General features: G+C 66.9%; 19 protein-coding genes. 6 read left to right on the forward strand and 13 right to left on the reverse strand.

The features are described 5' to 3' along the window. Window positions 1-54: 54 nt before the first annotated feature. Window positions 55-1329, reverse strand: coding sequence for a glucarate dehydratase family protein (locus tag M9799_RS00785; protein ID WP_231042528.1), 1275 nt, complete (start codon window positions 1327-1329; stop codon window positions 55-57). A gap of 35 nt (window positions 1330-1364) precedes the next feature. After that, window positions 1365-2345, reverse strand: a complete 981-nt coding sequence (locus M9799_RS00790) for a Bug family tripartite tricarboxylate transporter substrate binding protein (protein WP_231042529.1) — start codon at window positions 2343-2345, stop codon at window positions 1365-1367. 105 nt (window positions 2346-2450) lie between these two features. On the opposite strand from M9799_RS00790, the gene M9799_RS00795 reads away from it, so the two are divergent. The 3 genes from M9799_RS00795 (at window position 2451) to M9799_RS00805 (ending at window position 5313) form a co-directional block, all read left to right on the forward strand. After that, complete coding sequence (locus M9799_RS00795; protein WP_231042530.1) at window positions 2451-3131, forward strand: GntR family transcriptional regulator; 681 nt, start codon at window positions 2451-2453, stop codon at window positions 3129-3131. Window positions 3132-3245: 114 nt separating this feature from the next. After that, window positions 3246-4298 carry a tripartite tricarboxylate transporter substrate binding protein gene (locus tag M9799_RS00800; protein WP_231042531.1) on the forward strand — a complete coding sequence of 351 codons (1053 nt, stop codon included), beginning with the start codon at window positions 3246-3248 and terminating at the stop codon, window positions 4296-4298. Between the two features lie 25 nt (window positions 4299-4323). Beyond that, the gene (locus tag M9799_RS00805) at window positions 4324-5313 is read left to right on the forward strand and encodes a TauD/TfdA dioxygenase family protein (protein ID WP_231042532.1); all 990 of its coding nucleotides are present in this window, start codon (window positions 4324-4326) and stop codon (window positions 5311-5313) included. A 79-nt stretch (window positions 5314-5392) separates the two neighbouring features. Here the strand turns inward: M9799_RS00805 and M9799_RS00810 are convergent, their stop codons facing one another. After that, window positions 5393-5839 (reverse strand): winged helix-turn-helix transcriptional regulator, encoded by a 447-nt coding sequence (locus M9799_RS00810; RefSeq protein WP_231042533.1) that lies wholly within the window; start codon window positions 5837-5839, stop codon window positions 5393-5395. A gap of 95 nt (window positions 5840-5934) precedes the next feature. Here M9799_RS00810 and M9799_RS00815 point away from each other — a divergent pair, with 95 nt between their 5' ends. Continuing rightward, window positions 5935-7155: an MFS transporter gene (locus M9799_RS00815; protein ID WP_231042534.1), complete on the forward strand. Its 1221-nt coding sequence runs from the start codon at window positions 5935-5937 to the stop codon at window positions 7153-7155. A 15-nt stretch (window positions 7156-7170) separates the two neighbouring features. On the opposite strand, the gene pobA is transcribed toward M9799_RS00815, so the two are convergent. Continuing rightward, window positions 7171-8346 (reverse strand): 4-hydroxybenzoate 3-monooxygenase, encoded by a 1176-nt coding sequence (gene pobA / locus M9799_RS00820; protein ID WP_231042535.1) that lies wholly within the window; start codon window positions 8344-8346, stop codon window positions 7171-7173. A gap of 122 nt (window positions 8347-8468) precedes the next feature. Here pobA and M9799_RS00825 point away from each other — a divergent pair, with 122 nt between their 5' ends. Beyond that, window positions 8469-9254, forward strand: a complete 786-nt coding sequence (locus M9799_RS00825) for an IclR family transcriptional regulator domain-containing protein (protein ID WP_231042714.1) — start codon at window positions 8469-8471, stop codon at window positions 9252-9254. Window positions 9255-9437: 183 nt separating this feature from the next. Here M9799_RS00825 and M9799_RS00830 read toward each other — a convergent pair whose 3' ends face one another. Beyond that, window positions 9438-10346 (reverse strand): LysR family transcriptional regulator, encoded by a 909-nt coding sequence (locus M9799_RS00830; RefSeq protein WP_231042536.1) that lies wholly within the window; start codon window positions 10344-10346, stop codon window positions 9438-9440. Between the two features lie 152 nt (window positions 10347-10498). On the opposite strand from M9799_RS00830, the gene M9799_RS00835 reads away from it, so the two are divergent. Then, the gene (locus M9799_RS00835) at window positions 10499-11500 is read left to right on the forward strand and encodes a Bug family tripartite tricarboxylate transporter substrate binding protein (protein ID WP_231042537.1); all 1002 of its coding nucleotides are present in this window, start codon (window positions 10499-10501) and stop codon (window positions 11498-11500) included. A gap of 67 nt (window positions 11501-11567) precedes the next feature. Here M9799_RS00835 and M9799_RS00840 read toward each other — a convergent pair whose 3' ends face one another. From M9799_RS00840 to M9799_RS00875, 8 genes are all read right to left on the reverse strand, one after another. Then, window positions 11568-12581, reverse strand: a complete 1014-nt coding sequence (locus M9799_RS00840) for an aldo/keto reductase (protein ID WP_231042538.1) — start codon at window positions 12579-12581, stop codon at window positions 11568-11570. Window positions 12582-12657: 76 nt separating this feature from the next. Beyond that, entirely contained in the window at window positions 12658-13617 is a 960-nt protein-coding gene (locus tag M9799_RS00845) for a Gfo/Idh/MocA family oxidoreductase (RefSeq protein ID WP_231042539.1), read from the reverse strand. Next, window positions 13614-14480 (reverse strand): class III extradiol dioxygenase subunit beta, encoded by an 867-nt coding sequence (locus M9799_RS00850; protein ID WP_231042540.1) that lies wholly within the window; start codon window positions 14478-14480, stop codon window positions 13614-13616. Before M9799_RS00850 ends, M9799_RS00845 begins: the two co-directional genes overlap by 4 nt. Then, window positions 14481-14924: a protocatechuate 4,5-dioxygenase subunit alpha gene (gene ligA / locus M9799_RS00855; RefSeq protein WP_231042541.1), complete on the reverse strand. Its 444-nt coding sequence runs from the start codon at window positions 14922-14924 to the stop codon at window positions 14481-14483. It abuts the gene before it with no gap. A 2-nt stretch (window positions 14925-14926) separates the two neighbouring features. Beyond that, complete coding sequence (locus M9799_RS00860) at window positions 14927-15856, reverse strand: amidohydrolase family protein (protein WP_231042542.1); 930 nt, start codon at window positions 15854-15856, stop codon at window positions 14927-14929. A 12-nt stretch (window positions 15857-15868) separates the two neighbouring features. Continuing rightward, on the reverse strand, window positions 15869-16552 hold the full coding sequence (gene ligK, locus M9799_RS00865; RefSeq protein WP_231042543.1) for a 4-carboxy-4-hydroxy-2-oxoadipate aldolase/oxaloacetate decarboxylase: 684 nt from the start codon (window positions 16550-16552) through the stop codon (window positions 15869-15871). 25 nt (window positions 16553-16577) lie between these two features. Next, the gene (locus tag M9799_RS00870) at window positions 16578-17606 is read right to left on the reverse strand and encodes an amidohydrolase family protein (RefSeq protein ID WP_231042544.1); all 1029 of its coding nucleotides are present in this window, start codon (window positions 17604-17606) and stop codon (window positions 16578-16580) included. A gap of 36 nt (window positions 17607-17642) precedes the next feature. Continuing rightward, window positions 17643-19019 (reverse strand): MFS transporter, encoded by a 1377-nt coding sequence (locus M9799_RS00875; protein ID WP_231042545.1) that lies wholly within the window; start codon window positions 19017-19019, stop codon window positions 17643-17645. Window positions 19020-19042 lie beyond the last annotated feature (23 nt).

Here is a 19042-nt window from a genome sequence, read left to right on the forward strand (position 1 = left end):
CCGGGCCTGGGCCGGACACGCGGCGCATTTTTTGCCGGCACCGGCCGGCTGGCGTCAGAAACGCGGTGTCTTGCCGGTGAACGAGGGATCGTAGCGCTGCATCTGCTTGAGGTCGTCGCGGTTGCGCACGCCGCATTCGAGGTACTGCGCATGCAGCGTGGCCAGCGCCTCGCGGTCGAGCTCCACGCCCAGGCCGGGCGTGGTGGGCACCGCGACCGCGCCCTGCTCGAAGCGGATGCGTCCGCCGTTGACCACCTCCTCCTCCTGCCAGGGATAGTGGGTGTCGCAGGCATAGGTCAGGTTGGGCACGCTGGCCGCCACATGCGTCATGGCCATCAGGCTGATGCCCAGGTGCGAGTTCGAGTGCATGGACATGCCAAGGCCCCAGAGGCGGCACATGCGCGCCAGCGTCTGCGTGGCGCGCAGGCCGCCCCAGTAGTGATGGTCCGACAGCAGCACCTTCACCGAGCCCATCTCGCAGCCCTTGCGGAAGTCCTCCATGGTCGTGATGACCATGTTGGTGGCCAGCGGCAGGCGCGTGTGCTTCGCCAGCTCCGCCATGCCTTCAAGGCCGGGCGTCGGGTCCTCGTAGTACTCGAGGATCTCGTCGAGCGCCGGCGCCGCGGCGATGCTGGCGCTCAGCGACCAGTTGGCGTTCGGGTCCAACCGCAGCGGCAGTCCAGGGAAGGCCTTGGCCAGCGCCTGCATGCAGGCCACCTCGTGCGCCGGCTCGAACACCCCGCCCTTGAGCTTGATGCTCTGGAAGCCATAGAGATCGATCATGCGCCGCGCCTGCGCCACGATCTGCTCCGGGCTGATCCCTTCGCCCCAGGCATCGGGGGCATAGGGGCGGCCGATGTGTTCCGCATACTTGAAGAACAGGTAGGCGCTGTAGGGCACCGAAGAGCGCACGGCGCCGCCCAGCAGGTCAACGATGGGCGCGCCGACGATCTGCCCCTGCAGGTCCAGCATTCCGACCTCGAAGGTGCTGATCACCTTGGGCGCGTTCTTCGCCGCATGCGAGCCCGGCGCCAGCTCGAACTCCACCGCGCCGGGCACCGCCTTGATGGTGGCCCGCACGCGCTCCTCCATCGCATTGAGCGCAAAGGGCGACAGGCCGATCAGCAGCTCGCGCGCCTGCTCCAGCACGCGCAGCATCGGCTCGTCGCCATAGGTCTCGGAGATGCCCACGCGCCCGTCGCTGGTCTCGAGCTCGACGATGGCACGCAGTGCCCAGGGTTCGTGGATGCCGGCGGCGTTGAGCAGCGGACCGTCGCGAAAGGCAATGGGCGTGATGCGGACGTGGGTGATGGTGATATCGCGTGCCATGGTTCTCTCTGTCTCTCGGTGCAGGTCTCGGTTCTTCATTCGGTGGTGGCGCCGGTCTTGCGCACCAGCTCGCCCAGGCGGGCGATGTCGGCGGCCGTGACGCGGGCAAGTTCCACCGGGCTGCTGCCGACCACCTGCATGCCGAACTGCGTTTCAAACTTGGATTTGAGCTCGGGTGTCTTGAGCGCCTTGACGATCTCGGTATTGAGCCGGGCCACCACCTCCTTGGGCGTGCCCTTGGGTGCATAGACGCCCTGCCAGGACACCAGGTCCAGGCCAGGAAAGCCCGCCTCGGCCGTGGTCGGAACATCGGGCGCCAGCGGCGAGCGCGTCTTGGTGGTCACCGCCAGGAATTTCAGCTTGCCGGCTTTGACCAGCGGCAGGCCGGCCGTGAGCTGGTCGAACAGGAAGGGCACATTGCCCGCCGCCACGTCCTGCAGCGCCTGCGGGCTGCCCTTGTAGGCGACGTGCTGCATCGGCACCTTGATCAATTCCGCCATCTGCGCGCCCGTCAGGTGCGTCGAAGTGCCCGCGCCGGAGGATGCGTACGAGGCTTTTTCAGGGTTCTTGCGGATCCACTCCACCAGTTCCTGTACCGTGTTCACGCCCAGCGCGCTGTTGACCATCAGCACATTGGGCACATAGGCGATCAGCGTGACCGGCTCGAAATCCTTGACCGGGTCATAGGGCAGCTTCTTGTAGAGCGCGCTGTTGATGGCATGGGTGCTGATCGTGCCGCCGATCAGCGTATAGCCATCGGCCGGCGCACGGGCCACGGCCTGCACGCCGATGCCGCCGCCCGCGCCCGGGCGGTTTTCCACCACCACCGATTGCTTGAGCGCGGTGGACAGCTCCTGCCCCACCATGCGCGCCACGACATCGGTCGAACCGCCGGGGGCAAAGGGCACGACCCAGGTGATGGGCTTGGCGGTGGGCCACTCGCTGGCCTGGGCGGCCGGGGCAAACAGGCAGGTGGCGCTGCACGCAGCAGCGATCAGGGCAAGGCGACGGTGCATGGAATTGTCTCCGGAATTATGAAAAAGCGAAGCCATTGAAGCACTAATATATTAGTGCGTCAACGTGGCAGACCCTAGAATCAAAGCTTCTCCACGCCACCCACGATGAAGACCATTCCCAAGCTCGACCGCACCCGCCAGGCCGCCCCGCAAGTGTTCGGATGGTTGCGCGAGGCCATCATCTCGCTGGAGCTCGCGCCCGGCACCGCCCTGCCGCGCAACGAACTGGCCGAGCGCTTCGAGCTGAGCCAGACTCCCGTGCGCGACGCGCTGATGCAGCTGCGCCAGGAGGGGCTGGTCGATATCTTCGCCCAGCACGCAACGCGCGTCAGCCGCATCGACCTGCATTCGGCCGAGCAGGCGCAGTTCCTGCGCTGCGCCATCGAACTCGAGGTGCTGCGCTCCCTGGCGCTTTCCGGCGATGCAGCGCTCCACGCCCGGCTGGCCGCCATGGTGGATCTGCAGGCAGCGTTGGCGAGCCACGGCGCCGAGGAATTCATTGCAGCCGACCAGGCCTTCCACCGGGCGATGTACGAAGCTGCAGGTGTGCCCGATCTCTACGAACTGGTGCGCCGGCGCAGCGGCCATCTCGACCGGCTGCGCCGGCTGGACCTGCCCTCTCCCGGCAATCCCGAGCGCGTGGTGCGCGACCATCGGCGCATCGTGAATGCACTTGCCAAGGGCGATGCCGACGCGGCGCAGGCGGCGCTGCGCGCGCATCTGTCCGGCACGCTGAGCCGGGTTGCCGACATCCGCGCGCGGCACCCGGAATACGTCACGCAGTGAGTTGCGTCCTTATGCTTTTTCCAAGCAAGTTCATGCGAAAAGCTTCCTTTTCAGCATAAACGGGGCTTTCTACAGTGCGGTTCAAGCAGCAAGAGTCTGCAAAGGAACCGCGCCATGCCCACAACGAAACACTTTCCGCCCCCGCGCCTTGCCCTCTCGCGGCGCGCCGCCCTGGCGGCGGCCCTGGCCTGCAGCGCCTGGCTGCCGGCGCAGGCGCAGACGGGGGCCGGTTCCTGGAAGCCGAGCAAGTCCACCGAATTTCTCGTGCCCAGCGGCGCGGGCGCGGCGCTCGATGTCGCGGCGCGCAAGCTCACCGAGCTGCTGGCGCGCGAGAAGCTCGCGCCCGGCTTCATTGTCAGCAACAAATCCAGCGCCCATGGCATCGTGGCGCTCGAGGGCCTGCACCGCCACCCGGGCGACGCCCACACGCTGATGACGCTCAGCACCAGCTACGGCAACAGCCAGGCGCAGAACGCGCTGCCCGCGCACCTGCAAAAGGGCACGCCCGTGGCCACGCTGTTCCGCGAATTCGTCACGGTGGTGGTACGCGCGGACTCGCCGCTGCGCAACACGCAGGACTTGATCGCGCAGCTCAAACAGGACCCAGGCAAATACTCCATAGGCATTGCCACGACGCTGGGCAACCATATCCATCTGGGGGTGGCGCAGCCACTGAAGCAGGCCGGCGTGGACATCAAGGGGTTGCGCATCGTGCCCTACAAATCCTCGGTCGAATCCATGACCGCATTGGTCGGCGGCCACCTCGACGTGGTTTCCGCCACCACGCCCAACCTGCTGCCCTATCTGCAAAGCGGCCGCGTGCGCGTGCTGGCGATCGCCGCCGAGCAGCGCCTGGGCGGCGCGTTCGCGCAGTCGCCGACCTGGAAGGAGCAAGGCATCGACTATGTCAGCGATTCGTTCCAGGGCGTGATGACGGTGCCCGGCGCCAGCCCGGCGCAGACCGCCTATTGGGTCGATGCGCTGCGCAAGGTGTCTGAAACCCGGGAGTGGAAGGACTTCGTCGCGCTGAACCAGTGGGAGCCCTGGTTCCAGGGCCCGCAGGCGACGCAGCAGCTGCTGCAGGCCCAGCTCAAGACCAACCAGGCGCTGCTGGGCGAACTGGGCCTGCTGCCCGACGCGCCGCAAAAGCTCGCCAAGTCCCGCTGAAACTGCCAACGACAGGAGAGACGACATGAACATGCGCCTGGATGCCTCGCCCCAGCAACTGTTGACCGAGCGCCTGCGGACCGCGCTGCAGGCCACGCCCCATATCAGCGCCGTGCCGCAATCGGCTCACATCGGCGCGCTGATCGGCGGCGTGGACCTGCGCCGGCCGCTGACGGCCGCCGAAGTGCACAGCATCCGCTCTGCGCTGCTGCGCTGGAAGGTGGTGTTCTTTCGCGACCAGCACCTGAGCCACGAGCAGCATGTGGCCTTTGCGCGCCAGTTCGGCGAGCTGACCATTGGCCACCCGGTCTTCGGCCATGTGGAAGGCCACCCCGAGCTGTACTCGATCGCCAAGCACCGCCGCGCCAACAGCCACGGCAGCGAGCCCGAGCGCCGGCCCTGGACCGGCTGGCATGCGGACGTCACCGCCGCGCACAACCCGCCCGCGGCCTCGATTCTGCGCGGCGTGACGATTCCGCCCTATGGCGGCGACACGCAGTGGACCAATCTGGCGGCCGCCTACGAGGCGCTGTCCGAGCCGCTCAAGGCCTTTGCCCAGACCCTGCGCGGCGAACACCGCTTCAGTCCGCCCGCGGGCGCCAACCCCACGCCCGAATACCTCGAGCTGATCCGCAACAACACCCTGGTCAGCGAGCATCCGCTGGTCACCGTGCACCCCGAGACCGGCGAACAGGTGCTCTACATCAGCCCGGGGTTCCTCAAGAGCATCAGCGGGCTGCGCACACGTGAATCGCGCGTGCTGCTGGAATTGCTCTGGGAACACGCGGTTTCCAGCGAATTCACCGTGCGCTTCAAATGGGAGCCGGGCTCCATTGCCTTCTGGGACAACCGATCGACGGCCCATGTCGCGCCGCAGGATATCTTCGCGCTGGAATACGACCGCCAGCTCTACCGCAGCACGCTGGTCGGCGAGGTGCCGGTGGGGGCGGATGGGCGCCCGTCCACCGCGATCCAGGGGGATCCGGTGCTGGCGGCGCATGGGGCGGCTTACTGAGCGGGTTGAAGGGGATGTCTCTTCCCTCTGGGGAATTTGGGCGCTGCCTGGGCAGCGCTTTTTTTTCGCCTGCTGCGCCTCAATCGAGCTTGCGCACCTCGGTCGCGTCCGGCGCCAGCGGCCGGCCGTCCTCGGTGCTCGGCACCATGAACGGCACCGGCAGTTGCGTGCGCCTGTCCACCAGCACCGAATGGCGCTCACCGGTGCCGAACAGCTGCCGTTCGCCCCATTGGCGCAGCGCCACGACGACGGGAAACAGGCTTTCGCCGCGCGGCGTCAGCACGTATTCCTGATAGGCCGTGCCGTCGGATGCGGCCTGCATGGCGAGGACGCCGGCATCGACCAGCCTGCGCAGGCGGTCCGCCAGGATGTTGCGCGCCATGCCCAGGCTGCGCTGGAAGTCGCCGAAGCGGCGTACGCCATCGAAGGCGTCGCGCACGATCAGGAGCGTCCAGCGGTCTCCCACGATATCGACGCAGCGCGCGACGGGACAGGGCTCGTGATCAATGGCAGGGCGGCGTGACACGGAGTTTGTGGAAGTCGGCATGTGGTTGCATTTTAGGACTGCTTCACCTAGCATCAAAGCAGTTTTATTTTGAAACCAGTTTCAGGAGCTACCGCATGCATCCTTCGCCCGTCCCCCCACTGCCTCGTGCGCCAGCGGAACTGCCCCGCGCTGTCGTGCTGCTGTTTGCGCTGGCCAGTGGCCTGAGCGTTGCCAACGTCTACTACGCCCAGCCGCTGCTCGACAGCCTGGCCCATGACTTCGGCATCAGTCAGGCCGTGGTGGGCGGCGTGGTGACGGCCACGCAGATAGGCTGCGCGCTGGCGCTGCTGCTGCTGGTGCCCCTGGGCGACCGCCTGGAGCGCCGCCGGCTGATGGCGGCGCAGCTGCTGGTGCTCGTGGCCGCGCTTGCGGGTGTGGCGCTGGCGCGGCAGTTGCCCGTACTGCTGGCAGGCATGCTGCTGGTGGGCTTGATGGGCACCGCAATGACGCAGGGCCTGATTGCCTACGCGGCCAGCGCTGCTGCGCCGCAGGCGCGCGGGCGCGTCGTCGGCGCGGCGCAGTCCGGCGTATTTGTCGGCCTGCTGCTGGCGCGGGTGTTTTCCGGTGCCGTGAGCGATCTTGCGGGCTGGCGCGCGGTCTATGCCAGCGCCGCGCTGCTGATGCTGGCGCTGGCGCTGCCGCTGTGGCGCCGGCTGCCGGCCCTGCCTGCCACGGGCCAGTCGCCCGGCTATGCACGCCTGGTGGGCTCGATGCTCACGCTGCTGCGCCAGCAAAAGCAGCTGCAGGTGCGCGGACTGCTGGCGCTGCTGATGTTTGCCGCGTTCAACATCTTCTGGAGCGCGCTGGTGCTGCCCCTGCGCGCCGCCGGCCTGTCGCACACGGCCATCGGTGCCTTCGGTTTGGTGGGCGTGGCCGGCGCACTGGCGGGCGCGCGCGCCGGGCAATGGGCCGATCGCGGATACGCCGGGCGCACCAGCGCGCTGGCGCTGGCCCTGCTGCTGCTGGCGTGGTGGCCGCTGGCGCTGATGGAGCAATCGCTGTGGGCGCTGGTACTGGGCATCCTGCTGCTGGACCTGGGCGGGCAGGCGCTGCATGTGACCAACCAGAGCCTGGTGCTGCAGGCGCGGCCCGAGGCGCACAGCCGGCTGATCGCCCTCTACATGCTGTTCTATGCCGCGGGCAGCGCAGCCGGCGCGCTTTGCGGCACCGCCGCCTACGCCCATGCCGGCTGGCAGGCCGTGTGCCTGCTCGGCGCCGGCGTGAGCCTGCTGGCGCTGCTGCTGTGGTGGCGCACGCGCGAGGCCTGCCCGGCGCCGCCGCGCACAGCCGCCTGAGTGCGCCGCAGCCGCTCAGTTCAGCGGCAGGCCCACATAGTTCTCCGCCAGCGAGGTCGATCCCGCGCGCGAATGCACCAGATAGTCGAGCTCGGCCTCCTGCACCTTGCGGTCGAAGTCGTCCGAGTCGGGAAAACGGTGCATCAGCGAGGTCATCCACCACGAGAAGCGCTCGGCCTTCCAGACGCGGCGCAGGCTGATCTCCGAATAGCGGTCGATGCCCTCGCTGCTGCGCTGCTGGTAGTACTCGGCAAACGCGCGCGACAGATAGCCCACGTCGGACGCCGCCAGGTTCAGGCCCTTGGCCCCCGTGGGCGGCACGATGTGCGCGGCGTCGCCGGCGAGGAACATGCGGCCGAAGCGCATGGGCTCGGAGACGAAGCTGCGCAGCGGGGCGATGCTTTTCTCGAGCGATGCACCCGTGACCAGGTTGGCGCGTGCCTCCGGGTCCAGGCGCAGGCGCAGTTCGTCCCAGAAGGCCTCGTCGCTCCAGTTCTCGACCTTGTCCGTGAGCGGCACCTGCAGGTAATAGCGGCTGCGCGTCGCGCTGCGCTGACTGCACAGCGCGAAGCCGCGCTCGGTGTGCGCATAGATCAGCTCGTGCGACACGGGCGGCACATCGGCCAGGATGCCTAGCCAGCCAAAGGGGTAGACCTTCTCGTAGTTGCGGATGCTGCCTTCGGGGATGCTGGCGCGGCACACGCCATGGAAGCCGTCGCAGCCGGCGATGAAATCGCAGTCGATCTCGTGCTGCTGGCCGTCCTTTCCATACCGCACGCGCGGGTGTTCGCTGCCGAAGTCAACGGGCGTGACATGCTCGGCTTCATACACCGTGAGCAGGCCGGCGCGGGCACGCGCTTGCATCAGGTCGCGCGTGACTTCGGTCTGGCCGTACACCATCACGCGCTTGCCGCCCGTGAGTTCGTTCAAGTCGATGCGGTGCCGCTTGCCGCCGAACAGCAGCTCGATGCCGTCGTGCGGCAGGCCCTCGGCGCGCATGCGGGAGTCGGCCTTGGCCTGCGCCAGCAGGTCCACCGTGACCTGCTCGAGCACGCCGGCGCGGATGCGGCCGAGCACGTATTCGGCGCTGCGCTGCTCGAAGATGATGTTGTCGATGCCGGCTTCGTACAGCAGCTGGCCCAGAAGCAGGCCCGCGGGGCCTGCGCCGATGATCGCGACTTGGGTGCGCATTGTCTCTTCCACGGAGTTGTTTGTGCCAAGCGTAGAAGCCATCCTCCGAACCAGCGCAGGCCCGGCTCGACTTTTGCGCGATGATCGCGCACACTGCGCGCTCATCGCGCAATATCGAAGCCATGCTCTCCTCTTCCAACTCCATTGCGCCCGCCGACTACATTGCCGGCCTGGGCAAGGGCCTGGCGGTGCTCGAATGCTTCGACACCGAGCGCCAGCGGCTCAATGCCACGCTGGCCGCCGAGCGCGCCGGGCTCACGCGCGCCGCGGCGCGCCGCCATCTGCTGACGCTGGCGCATCTGGGTTATCTCGAATCCGACGGCCACCATTTCTGGCTCACGCCCAAGGTGCTCGGGCTTTCGGGCAGCTACCTGGCCAGCGCGCGGCTGCCGCGCACGGTGCAGCCGGTGCTCAACCGGTTGAGCGCACTGGCGGCTTTTTCCTTTTCGGCCGCCATTCTCGCGGGCAGCGAAACCGTGGTGATCGCGCGCAGCACCCCGCATGGCGCGGCGCCGCAGCTGTTTGCGCATGGCGTGCATCTGGGCAGCCGGCTGCCGGCGCATGCTTCATCGACGGGGCGGGTGCTGCTGGCCTCCCTTCCTGCCGAGGCGCTGGACGAATGGCTTGGCTGCCGCACGCTGCACCGGCTGACGCTGCACACACTGACCCAGCCTTCGGAGCTGCGCGCATGCCTCGACCAGGTGCGCGCGCAGGACTACTGCATCGCGCAGGAGGAGCACGAACTGGGCGTGCAGGCGATTGCCGTGCCGCTGCGCAACAGCGCCGGGCAGGTGGTGGCTGCGCTCAATGCGGTGATGGGGGCGCAGCAGATGACGGCGCAGGGGCTGGAGCGGGAGCTGCTGCCGTTGCTCAGGGATGCGGCGCAGGAGTTGAGGCCGTTGGTGTGAGGAATGGCTGCACGGTATTCCGGCGATCGTCCCAAACTTATGGACTGGCCCTTCACCCTTCGACCGGGCCGCGCAGGCAGGCTCAGGGCGAACGGTAAAAGCGCGCCCGGTATTCACCGTTCGTCCTGAGCCTGTCGAAGGATGGACGGCCTGCGCGAAAAATGAGTGCGCGTCTTGAAAAAATTACAGGGTTTTGGGAGCCCGCCCCACCGCCTCCAGGCACAACCCCCGCAACAGCTCCGAAGTCCGCCGGATCAAGGGCGTAGTCCTTTTCTTCGAAGACTGCGCCATGCACAGCGTGCTGACGATCCCCGGCGACTCGATGGGAATGCACGCCAGCTCGTCCCCATGTTCAAGGCTGCTCAGAGCGCTCGCTGTGAGTGCTGCGTACCCGTAACCGCCGCGCACCAGGTCCAGGATCGCAGGCACGCTGGAGACTTCCCAGACGACATTGAGCTTGACCTGCGACAGCGTGGCCTGGGCTTCCATCAGCTTGCGGAAGATCTGGCCGCGCTGGGGCATGACCAGCGGATAGTTCGACAGCTCCTCGAAAGACACCGATGCGCGCTGGCCCATGCTGGCCGGCCCGATCAGGCACAGCCTTTCCTCGAGCACCGGCGTGACCTCGACCTGGGGCTGGGGCTCGGGCGTGTAGACCAGCGCCAGGTCCATGCGCCCCGAGGTCAGCCATTCGGCCATGTTGACCGAGAAGCCCTCCACCACCGCCAGGCCGGCCTTGGGCATCTCGCGGCTGAAGACATCGATCAGCGGCAGCGTGAGGCGGCGCGCGAGGCTCGGCGGCAGGCCGACCACGATGCGCCCCACGGGCTCGTCGCGCTGGCTGCCCAGGTCTTCCTTGGCCAGTGCCACGCGCTGCATGATGGCATGGCCGTGCTCGAGCAGGCGGCGGCCGGCGTCGGTGAGCGTCACGCCGCGGCCGGTGCGGATCAGCAGCGTTTCGCGCAGCTCGGTCTCGAGCGCACGCACCTGGCGGCTCAAGGCCGGCTGGGCGATGTCGAGCAGCAATGCCGCCTTGCTGAAGCTGCCGGTCTCGGCCACATGCACAAAAGTTTCTATCTGCTGGAGATTCATGGCGCGTTCAAGCTGTAACCATGCCATTTTGCTATAGCTGATAGTGAGCCAAGCCCCTAGGCGCATGAGGTTGCACTGACACAATGCAAAAATTGACCCGTAGACCGGGCAGACAGCGCAACAAGACGCAATTCACCTTTCAAGGGAGACAAATGAGCATCGACACCCGCCGCATGAACCGCCGCAGCGCCGGCCTTGCCCTGGGCGCCCTGGCGCTGGGCACCATGGCATCGTCGCGCGCGCAGAACGCGACCCACTGGCCCACCAGGCAGGTGCGCATCATCAACCCCTTCCCCGTCGGCGGCGGCCCGGACGGCACGTCGCGCCTGGTGGCCGACAAGCTCGCGCGCATGTGGAACCAGCCCGTCGTCGTCGAGAACCGGCCCGGCGGCAACGGCTTCATCGCCATCGATGCGTTCAAGCGCGGCGCCACGGACGGCACGGACATCATCCAGCTCGACAACGTCCACCTCGCGGCCTACCCGCACCTGTTCAAGAAGCTGCCCTACAACATCGACAAGGATTTCGAAGTCGTCCTGCCGCTGTTCCGCACCTTCTTCTTCGTCTGCGTCGCCACCGACAGCCCCTACAAGACCATGGCCGACCTGATTGCCGATGCCAAGGCGCGCCCGGGCAAGCTCAACTACGGCTCCTGGTCGGTGGGCAACCCGGTGCACCTGGGCTCGGCGCTGCTCGAGTCGCTCACGGGCACGAAGATGGAGCATGTGATCTACAAGGAAACCAGCCAGCTCTACACCAGCGTCGCGACGGGCGAGCTGGCGTTCGCGCTGGGCTCCTCGGGCACGGCCGGGCCGCTGGCGCGTTCGGGCAAGCTGCGCTTCCTGGCGGTGCTCGCGCCGCACCGCCTCAAGGGCTATGAGGACGTGCCCACGGTGGCCGAATCGGGCGGCCCGGCCAATGCCATCGTCACGGGCTGGAACGCGTTTGCGGTCTCCAGGAGCACGCCGCCCGCGGTGGTGGAGAAGATCCGCCGCGACACCATGAAGGCGCTGAGCGAGCCCGACGTGCAGCCCAAGTTCCAGACCTTCGGCTACGAGAACTACTTCCCGTCGCCGCAGGAATTCAAGGCCTTCATGGTCGAGGAGAACAAGCGCTTCGGCGACGTGATCCGCCGCGCGAATCTGGAGCTGTAAGCAGCGCCCCCCCGGAAAAAGCCGCTGGAGGCAACCCCAGCGGCTTTTTGCATGGGAAAGCCCCGGCTCACCCGATGCGCTCGAACTCCTCGGTATCGACTTCGCGGTGGCCCTGCGCCGCATAGCGGCTGCCGGCAATGGCGGAAGGCCGGAACAGTTCGTTCAGCTGCTCCAGCTGCTCGGTCGTGAGCCGGACTTCGCCGCCATGCAGGTCCTCGTCCAGATGCGCGCGCTGCGTGGTGCCGGGCAGCGCGATCACATGGCTGCCCTGGTGCAGCACCCAGGCGATGGCCAGCGCCGCCAGGCTGCAGCCCGCTTCCTCGGCGATCTCGCGCATGGGCGCCAGCAGGCGCAGGTTGCGCGCGTAGTTCTCGGGCGAGAAACGCGGCATGGGCTTGCGCACGTCCTTCTCGCCCAGGGTGGAAGCATCGGGCAGGCCGCCGGCCAGGAAGCCCCGCCCCAGCGGGCTGAAGGCCACATAGGCCACGCCCAGTTCGGCGCAGCGCTGCAGCGTGCCCAGCTCGGCATTGCGCGACCACAGCGAATACTCGCTTTGCAGCGCCGTGACCGGGTGCTCGCGGTGGGCCCGCGTGAGCGTTTCGGCCGAGACCTCGGACAGGCCCAACGCGCGCACCTTGCCCTCCTGCAGCAGCCGGCCCATCTCGCCCACCGATTCCTCGATCGGCACCGACTTGTCCCAGCGGTGCAGATAGTAGAGGTCGATGACCTCGGTGCCCAGGCGGCGCAGGCTGTCCTCGCAGTTGCGCCGGATCGTGGCCGGGCGGCCGTCGATGACGCGGCGCAGCACGCCGTCCTCGCCCGCCACGCCGGCCATGCCGCCCTTGCTGCACAGCGTGATGCGGTCGCGGTGCGGCGCCAGCACCGGGCCGACCAGCGTCTCGTTGGCGCCGAAGCCATAGAGCGCGGCGGTGTCGAACAGCGTCACGCCCTGGTCGAGCGCATGCGCCAGCAGTTCGCGGCCCTGCTCGGGGCTGGGCGGCGTGCCATAGGCATGGCTCAGGTTCATGCAGCCCAGGCCGACGCTGGTGACGTCGAAGGGGCCGATCTTGCGCGTTTGCATGGGTCAATCCTTCAAAAAGCAAAGCCAGCGCATGCGCTGGCTCGGGGGGGGCGATTCAGGCAAGCCTGCCCTAAGCTTAATTCAACTGTTGCTCGAGCTTGTGCAGCACCTGGTAGCAAGGCAGGACCTGCGCCACGCTGGCATTGGGCTCGCGGCCCTCGCGGATGGCGGCGAAGAACTCGCGGTCCTGCAGCTCGATGCCGTTCATCGACACATCGACCTTCGACACATCGATCTTCTCGTCCTTGCCGTTGAACAGGTCGTCATAGCGCGCGAGATACGTGCCGGTGTCGCCGATGTAGCGGAAGTAGGTGCCAAGCGGGCCGTCGTTGTTGAACGACAGGCTCAGTGTGCAGATCGCGCCGTTCTCGGCCTTGAGCTGGATGCTCATGTCCATGGCGATGCCCAGCTCCGGATGGATCGGGCCCTGGATGGCGTTGGCCTGCACGATCGGGCTGCCGGCCTGGTAGGCGAACAGGTCGACGGTGTGCGCCGCGTGGTGCCACAGCAGGTGGTCGGTCCAGCTGCGCGGCTGGCCCAGCGCATTGGTGTTGGTACGGCGGAAGAAATAGGTCTGCACGTCCATCTGCTGCAGGTTCAGCTCGCCCGCGCCGATCTTGTTGTGCACCCACTGGTGGCTCGGGTTGAAGCGGCGGGTGTGGCCGCACATCGCGACCAGGCCCGCCTTCTTCTGCGCAGCGACCACGGCTTCGGCATCCGCCAGGCTGTCGGCCATCGGGATCTCGACCTGCACGTGCTTGCCCGCCTCCAGGCACTGGATGGCCTGGGCGGCGTGCATCTGCGTGGGCGTGCACAGGATCACGGCATCGACTTCGGGCAGCGCCAGGCTGTCGGCCAGTTCCGTCGTGACGTGCTTGATGCCGTATTTTTCGGCCACTTCACGCGTCTTTTCCAGGTCGCGGCTCACGAGCGAGACGACTTCGACGCCGTCGATGTTCCTGATGCCGTCCAGGTGCTTGATGCCGAACGCGCCGGCGCCGGCGAGAGCTACTTTGATGGTCTTGCTGCTGTTCATTGGTTCTCCAGGATCAGGTGGCCCACGGCGGTATTCGATGCGGGCACGTGGTAGAAGCGGTGCGCGACGCGCGGCACGGGCGCGGGGCTGTCGATATCGCTCATCGCGCCGCGCGCGATCAGCCACATCACCAGCTCGATGCCTTCGGAGCCGGCCTCGCGCACATAGTCGATATGCGGCATCTTCGCCAGGCCATGCGGGTTGTCGACCAGGCGGTCAAGGAAGTTCAGGTCCCATTCCTTGTTGATCAGCCCCGCGCGCGCGCCCTGCAGCTGGTGGCTCATGCCACCCGTGCCCCAGATATGCACGTTCAAGTCCTCATCGAAGCTCTCCACCGCATTGCGGATGGCGCGGCCCAGGTTGAAGCAGCGCTGGCCCGAGGGCACAGGGTATTGCACGACATTCACGGCAAAGGGAATCACCGGGCAGGGCCAGCCCTGGCCAGGCCCGGGCTGGCCGCACATCAGCGACAGCGGCACGGTGAGGCCATGGTCCACGTCCATCTTGTTGACGATGGTCAGGTCGAAATCCTGCTGGATCACCGACTGCGCGATATGCGAGGCCAGCTCCGGGTGGCCGACCACGGTGGGCACCGGGCGCGGGCCCCAGCCTTCGTCCGCGGGGGTGTAGCTGTCGGCGGTACCGATGGCGAAGGTCGGGATCATGTCCAGGCTGAAGGCCGTGGCATGGTCGTTGTAGACCAGGAAGATGACGTCGGGCTTGTTGTCCTTCATCCACTGCTTGGAGGGCTCATAGCCCTGGAACAGCGGGCGCCAATAGTCGTCCTGATCGCGCCCCAGGTCGAGCGCGGCGCCGATGGCGGGCACGTGCGAGGTATAGACGGAAGCGGTGATGCGGGCCATTCAGTTGCCCTCCTTCAAGCGAGATAGTCCCTGGGGCTGGCGGTGCGCCTGCGCGTCGCCGTCTTCGCCGACCACGCGGTTGCCCTGCGCCGAGCGGCCGCCGGCGAGCATCATGGCGCGGTATTCCTCCTCGGTCATGCCGGTCATCGAGCCCGCCATCTGCTGGAAGCTCAGGCCGTCCGTGGCGCCGATCTTGGCCAGGAAGTAGATGTTGCCGCCGGTGCGCATGCACCAGTTCAGGTCGCGCGCCAGCACCGCCTGCTTCTGCTCCTCGGTCATCGCCCACTCGTCGAGATAGGCGCGTTCGTCGGCCTTGAAGCGCGCGCGGTTCTCGGCCTTCATCAGCGACATGCAGAACTGGTTGAGCCAGTAGCCCTTGCGGGACTGCTCTGCGTCGAAAATGATGGTGCCGGGCACATCGGTATAGGGTTTGTGCAATGCCATGCTCAGGCCTCCTGGGAGCTTTCTTCGGGCCAATATAGGCGCATCGGATTGTCCACCAGCAACTTGCGTTGCAGCTCCTCTGTTGGCGCGATGTGCGGAATGAAATCCACCAGCAGCCCGTCGTCGGGCATATGGTCCTTGAGGTTCGGGTGCGGCCAGTCGGTGCCCCACAGCACGCGGTCGGGGAATTCCTCGACCACGCGGCGCGCGAAGGGCACCACGTCGCGGTAGGCATTCTGCTCGCCATCGAGCGCCTTCGGGCCCGTGACCGACAGGCGCTCGGGGCACGAGACCTTGCTCCAGACATTCTCGTGCTCGCGCATGAACTTCAGGAACAGCTGGAACTCCGGGCCGTCGATGGGCTTGCTCACATCGGGGCGGCCCATGTGGTCGACCACCACCGTGGTCGGCAGGCTGGTGAAGAAGTCCCAGAGCTCGGGCAGGTCCACCGCCTCGAAGTAGATCACCACATGCCAGCCCAGCTTCTGGATGCGGCCGGCGATCTCCAGCAGCTCGTCCTTGGGCGTGAAGTCCACCAGGCGCTTGACGAAATTGAAGCGCACGCCGCGCACGCCGGCCGCGTGCAGCGCCTGCAGCTCCTCATCGCTGATGCTGCGCTTCACCGTCGCCACGCCGCGCGCCTTGCCGCCCGAGGTCTGGCACGCATCGACCATCGCGCTGTTGTCCGCGCCGTGGCAGGTCGCCTGCACGATCACGTTGCGCGCAAATCCCAGGTGGTCGCGCAGCGCGAACAGCTGCTGCTTGCTGGCATCGCAAGGGGTGTACTTGCGCTCGGGCGCAAACGGGAACTCGTTGCCCGGACCGAACACATGGCAATGCGCGTCGACCGCGCCCGCGGGGAGCTTGAATCGGGGTGTAGAGGGGCCGCTGTACCAGTCCAGCCAGCCGGGAGTCTTCTCGAAATTCGGCATATCCGCAATCCTTCAGTCGATGTAGCGCAGGCCCGCTTTTTCCAACGGCTCGCGCATCTTGTACATATCCAGCCCCAGCACGCCCGAAGCCAGCTTGGCGCGCTTCTCGCCCTCGAAGCTCTCGCGCTTTTGCGCGGCTTCGAGGGTGGCGGCCGCCTTGGCCGCAGGCACGCAGACCACGCCGTCGTCGTCGGCCACGATCACATCGCCGGGATTGACCGACATGCCGGCGCAGACCACGGGAATGTTGACCGAGCCCAGAGTGGCCTTGATGGTGCCGCGCGAAGAGATGGCACGGCTCCAGACCGGGAAGTTCATCTCCTGCAGCGTCCTCACATCGCGCACGCCGGCGTCGATGATGAGGGCGCGCGCGCCGCGTGCCTGGAAGCTGGTCGCCAGCAGGTCGCCAAAATAGCCATCGGTGCATTCCGAGGTCACTGCCGCGACCACGATATCGCCGGGCTGGATCTGCTCGGCGACGACATGCATCATCCAGTTGTCGCCGGGCTGCAGCAGCACGGTGACGGCCGTGCCCGAGACCTGTTGGCCCGAATAGATCGGGCGCATATAGGGCTTGAGCAGCCCGACGCGGCCCATGGCCTCGTGCACCGTGGCCGAGCCCAGCGATGCGAGGCCGTCGGCCGCGGCCCGGTCGGCGCGTTGGATATTGCGGTAAACCACACCCAGTTCGTACATGTGAATCTCCTGATGGCTCGGCCGTTTACAGGCCCTTGTTCTTCAACGCGGTGTCGAGGCGCGTGAAGACGCGGCGCGCATTGCCCTCGTAGACCTGGTAGCGCTCCTCCTCGCTCAGGTTCTGCGTCGCTTCGATATAGCGCTTGGTGTCGTCGTAGTAATGGCCCGTGGTCGGGTCGATGCCGCGCACCGCGCCGATCATCTCGCTGGCGAACAGGATGTTCTTGACCGGGATCACGTTCGTCAGCAGGTCGATGCCCGGCTGGTGATACACGCAGGTGTCGAAGAAGATGTTGTTGAGCAGGTGCTCGTCCAGAAGCGGCTTCTTCAGCTCCTGCGCCAAGCCGCGGAAGCGCCCCCAGTGGTAGGGCACGGCGCCGCCGCCATGCGGGATCAGGAACTTCAGCGTGGGGAAGTCCTTGAACAGGTCGCTGGTCAGGCACTGCATGAAGGCCGTGGTGTCGGCGTTCAGATAGTGCGCGCCGGTCGTGTGGAAGCAGCTGTTGCAGCTGGTGCTCACATGGATCATGGCGGGAATGTCGTACTCCACCATCTTCTCGTAGATCGGATACCAGCTGCGGTCGGACAGCGGCGGCGAGGTCCAGTGGCCGCCCGAAGGATCGGGGTTGAGGTTGATGCCGACGTTGCCGTACTGCTCCACGCACTTGACCAGCTCGGGAATGCAGGTCGCGGGATCGACACCCGGCGACTGCGGCAGCATCGCGGCGGGAATGAAATGCTCGGGAAACAGCTGGCTCACGCGATAGCACAGCTCGTTGCAGATCGCGGCCCAGGTGGAAGACGTCTCGAAGTCGCCGATATGGTGCGCCATGAAGCTCGCGCGCGGGCTGAAGATGGTGAGGTCCGAGCCGCGCTGCTTCATCAGCTTGAGCTGGTTGGTCTCGATGGTCTCGCGGATCTCGTCGTCGCTGATCTTCAGCGCGCTGGCCGAGGGGGCCTGGCTCGGGTCCTTGAGGCCCGCGATCTGCAGGTCGCGCCAGGCGCCGAGCGCGGCCGGAGCCGTCGTGTAGTGGCCGTGTACGTCAATGATCATGGCTGTTTACTCCTGTGATTCCTGAAAGGTGCCGGCTCAGTGCGCGGCGCTGCGGCCCACGGCTTCGCCATGGGGCCTGGGGCTGAAGATTTCCTTGACGATCAGCGCGCCCGTGGCGATCAAGCCCGCCACGGCGACCACGCTGAAGATCTCGCTGAAGCCCAGGTGCTGCGCGGAAAGCTGGGCGACGAGAAACGATCCTGCGATGCCGCCAAAGCGGCCGACGCCCAGCATCCAGGCCACGCCGGTGGCGCGGCCGCGCGTCGGATAGTAGGCGGCGGCCAATGCCGGCATCGAGGACTGCGCGGTGTTCATGATGGTGCCGGCAAGGAACACCGACACCACCAGCCACCCGAGGTTGCCCGCGGTCTGGCCGATCCACCAGATCGACACCGCCGTGAGCGCATAGCCCACGGCAATGATGCGCGTGGCGTTGAAGCGGTCCATGAGCCAGCCGAAGAACACCGCGCCGACGCCGCCCAGCGGGAACAGCGCCGCCACCAGCGCGCCGGTCTTGGGGTCCAGGCCCGCGTCGCGGAACAGGATCGGCATCCAGTTGATCAGCGCGTAGAAGATCACCAGCCCCATGAAATAGGCCAGCCACATCATCACCGAGCCCACGCGGTAGGGCGCGGACAGCACCACGCCGATGCCGCTCTTGGCATCCGACGCGGGAGCCGTTTCGGTCAGCACGAAGCGCTGCACGTTCTTCACGCTCTCGCCCGCAATGCGCACCAGCACGCGGCGCACGCGCTCGATCGGGTAGCCCCTGGCCACCATGTAGCGCACCGACTCGGGCAATTGCCACAGCAGCAGCAATACCAGGATCAGCGGCAGCACGCCGCCGAGCACCAGCACGCTGCGCCAGCCCAGCAGCGGAATCATCCAGGCGGCAAGAAAGCCGCCTGCGGCCGCGCCCAGCGGGAAGCCGCAGAACATCGCGTTGGTCAGCGTCGCGCGCCGGCTCGCCGGGCAGTACTCGCTCATCAGCGTCACGGCATTGGGCATGGCCGCGCCCAGGCCAACGCCGGTGACGAAGCGCAATGCCGTCAGGGTCCAGAGATCGGGCGAGAAGGCCGAGGCCAGGCAGGCCGAGGCAAACAGCGCCACCGAACCCACCAGCACCACCTTGCGGCCCAGGCGGTCGGCCAGCGGCCCGGCGCTGAGCGCGCCCGCGGCCAGGCCGAACAGCGCGGCGCTGAGCACCGGCGCGAGATCGGGCTTGCTCACGCCCCACTCGCTCATCAGCATGGGAGCGATATAGCCGATGGCCGAGGTATCGAAGCCATCGAGCAAGACAATGAAGAAACACAGCGCGAAGATGCGCCACTGGAAACCGGAAAAGGCATGCTCGTCGAGCAGGGTCTGCACATTGACTGCAGCACCGGGCTCACGCAGGGACTTGGAGGACATAACGCTTCACTTCAATCTCGTCG

The sequence above is a fragment of the Comamonas endophytica genome (assembly GCF_023634805.2).
GTDB classification, from domain to species: Bacteria; Pseudomonadota; Gammaproteobacteria; order Burkholderiales; family Burkholderiaceae_C; genus Comamonas; species Comamonas endophytica.

Excerpts from the sequence above, each read along its gene's own strand:
- M9799_RS00785 (WP_231042528.1), bottom strand. The coding sequence starts at position 1,329 with ATGGCACGCGATATCACCATCACCCACGTCCGCATCACGCCCATTGCC.
- M9799_RS00790 (WP_231042529.1), bottom strand. The coding sequence starts at position 2,345 with ATGCACCGTCGCCTTGCCCTGATCGCTGCTGCGTGCAGCGCCACCTGC.
- M9799_RS00795 (WP_231042530.1), top strand. The coding sequence starts at position 2,451 with ATGAAGACCATTCCCAAGCTCGACCGCACCCGCCAGGCCGCCCCGCAA.
- M9799_RS00800 (WP_231042531.1), top strand. The coding sequence starts at position 3,246 with ATGCCCACAACGAAACACTTTCCGCCCCCGCGCCTTGCCCTCTCGCGG.
- M9799_RS00805 (WP_231042532.1), top strand. The coding sequence starts at position 4,324 with ATGAACATGCGCCTGGATGCCTCGCCCCAGCAACTGTTGACCGAGCGC.
- M9799_RS00815 (WP_231042534.1), top strand. The coding sequence starts at position 5,935 with ATGCATCCTTCGCCCGTCCCCCCACTGCCTCGTGCGCCAGCGGAACTG.
- pobA (WP_231042535.1), bottom strand. The coding sequence starts at position 8,346 with ATGCGCACCCAAGTCGCGATCATCGGCGCAGGCCCCGCGGGCCTGCTT.
- M9799_RS00825 (WP_231042714.1), top strand. The coding sequence starts at position 8,469 with ATGCTCTCCTCTTCCAACTCCATTGCGCCCGCCGACTACATTGCCGGC.
- M9799_RS00830 (WP_231042536.1), bottom strand. The coding sequence starts at position 10,346 with ATGAATCTCCAGCAGATAGAAACTTTTGTGCATGTGGCCGAGACCGGC.
- M9799_RS00835 (WP_231042537.1), top strand. The coding sequence starts at position 10,499 with ATGAGCATCGACACCCGCCGCATGAACCGCCGCAGCGCCGGCCTTGCC.
- M9799_RS00840 (WP_231042538.1), bottom strand. The coding sequence starts at position 12,581 with ATGCAAACGCGCAAGATCGGCCCCTTCGACGTCACCAGCGTCGGCCTG.
- M9799_RS00845 (WP_231042539.1), bottom strand. The coding sequence starts at position 13,617 with ATGAACAGCAGCAAGACCATCAAAGTAGCTCTCGCCGGCGCCGGCGCG.
- M9799_RS00850 (WP_231042540.1), bottom strand. The coding sequence starts at position 14,480 with ATGGCCCGCATCACCGCTTCCGTCTATACCTCGCACGTGCCCGCCATC.
- ligA (WP_231042541.1), bottom strand. The coding sequence starts at position 14,924 with ATGGCATTGCACAAACCCTATACCGATGTGCCCGGCACCATCATTTTC.
- M9799_RS00860 (WP_231042542.1), bottom strand. The coding sequence starts at position 15,856 with ATGCCGAATTTCGAGAAGACTCCCGGCTGGCTGGACTGGTACAGCGGC.
- ligK (WP_231042543.1), bottom strand. The coding sequence starts at position 16,552 with ATGTACGAACTGGGTGTGGTTTACCGCAATATCCAACGCGCCGACCGG.
- M9799_RS00870 (WP_231042544.1), bottom strand. The coding sequence starts at position 17,606 with ATGATCATTGACGTACACGGCCACTACACGACGGCTCCGGCCGCGCTC.
- M9799_RS00875 (WP_231042545.1), bottom strand. The coding sequence starts at position 19,019 with ATGTCCTCCAAGTCCCTGCGTGAGCCCGGTGCTGCAGTCAATGTGCAG.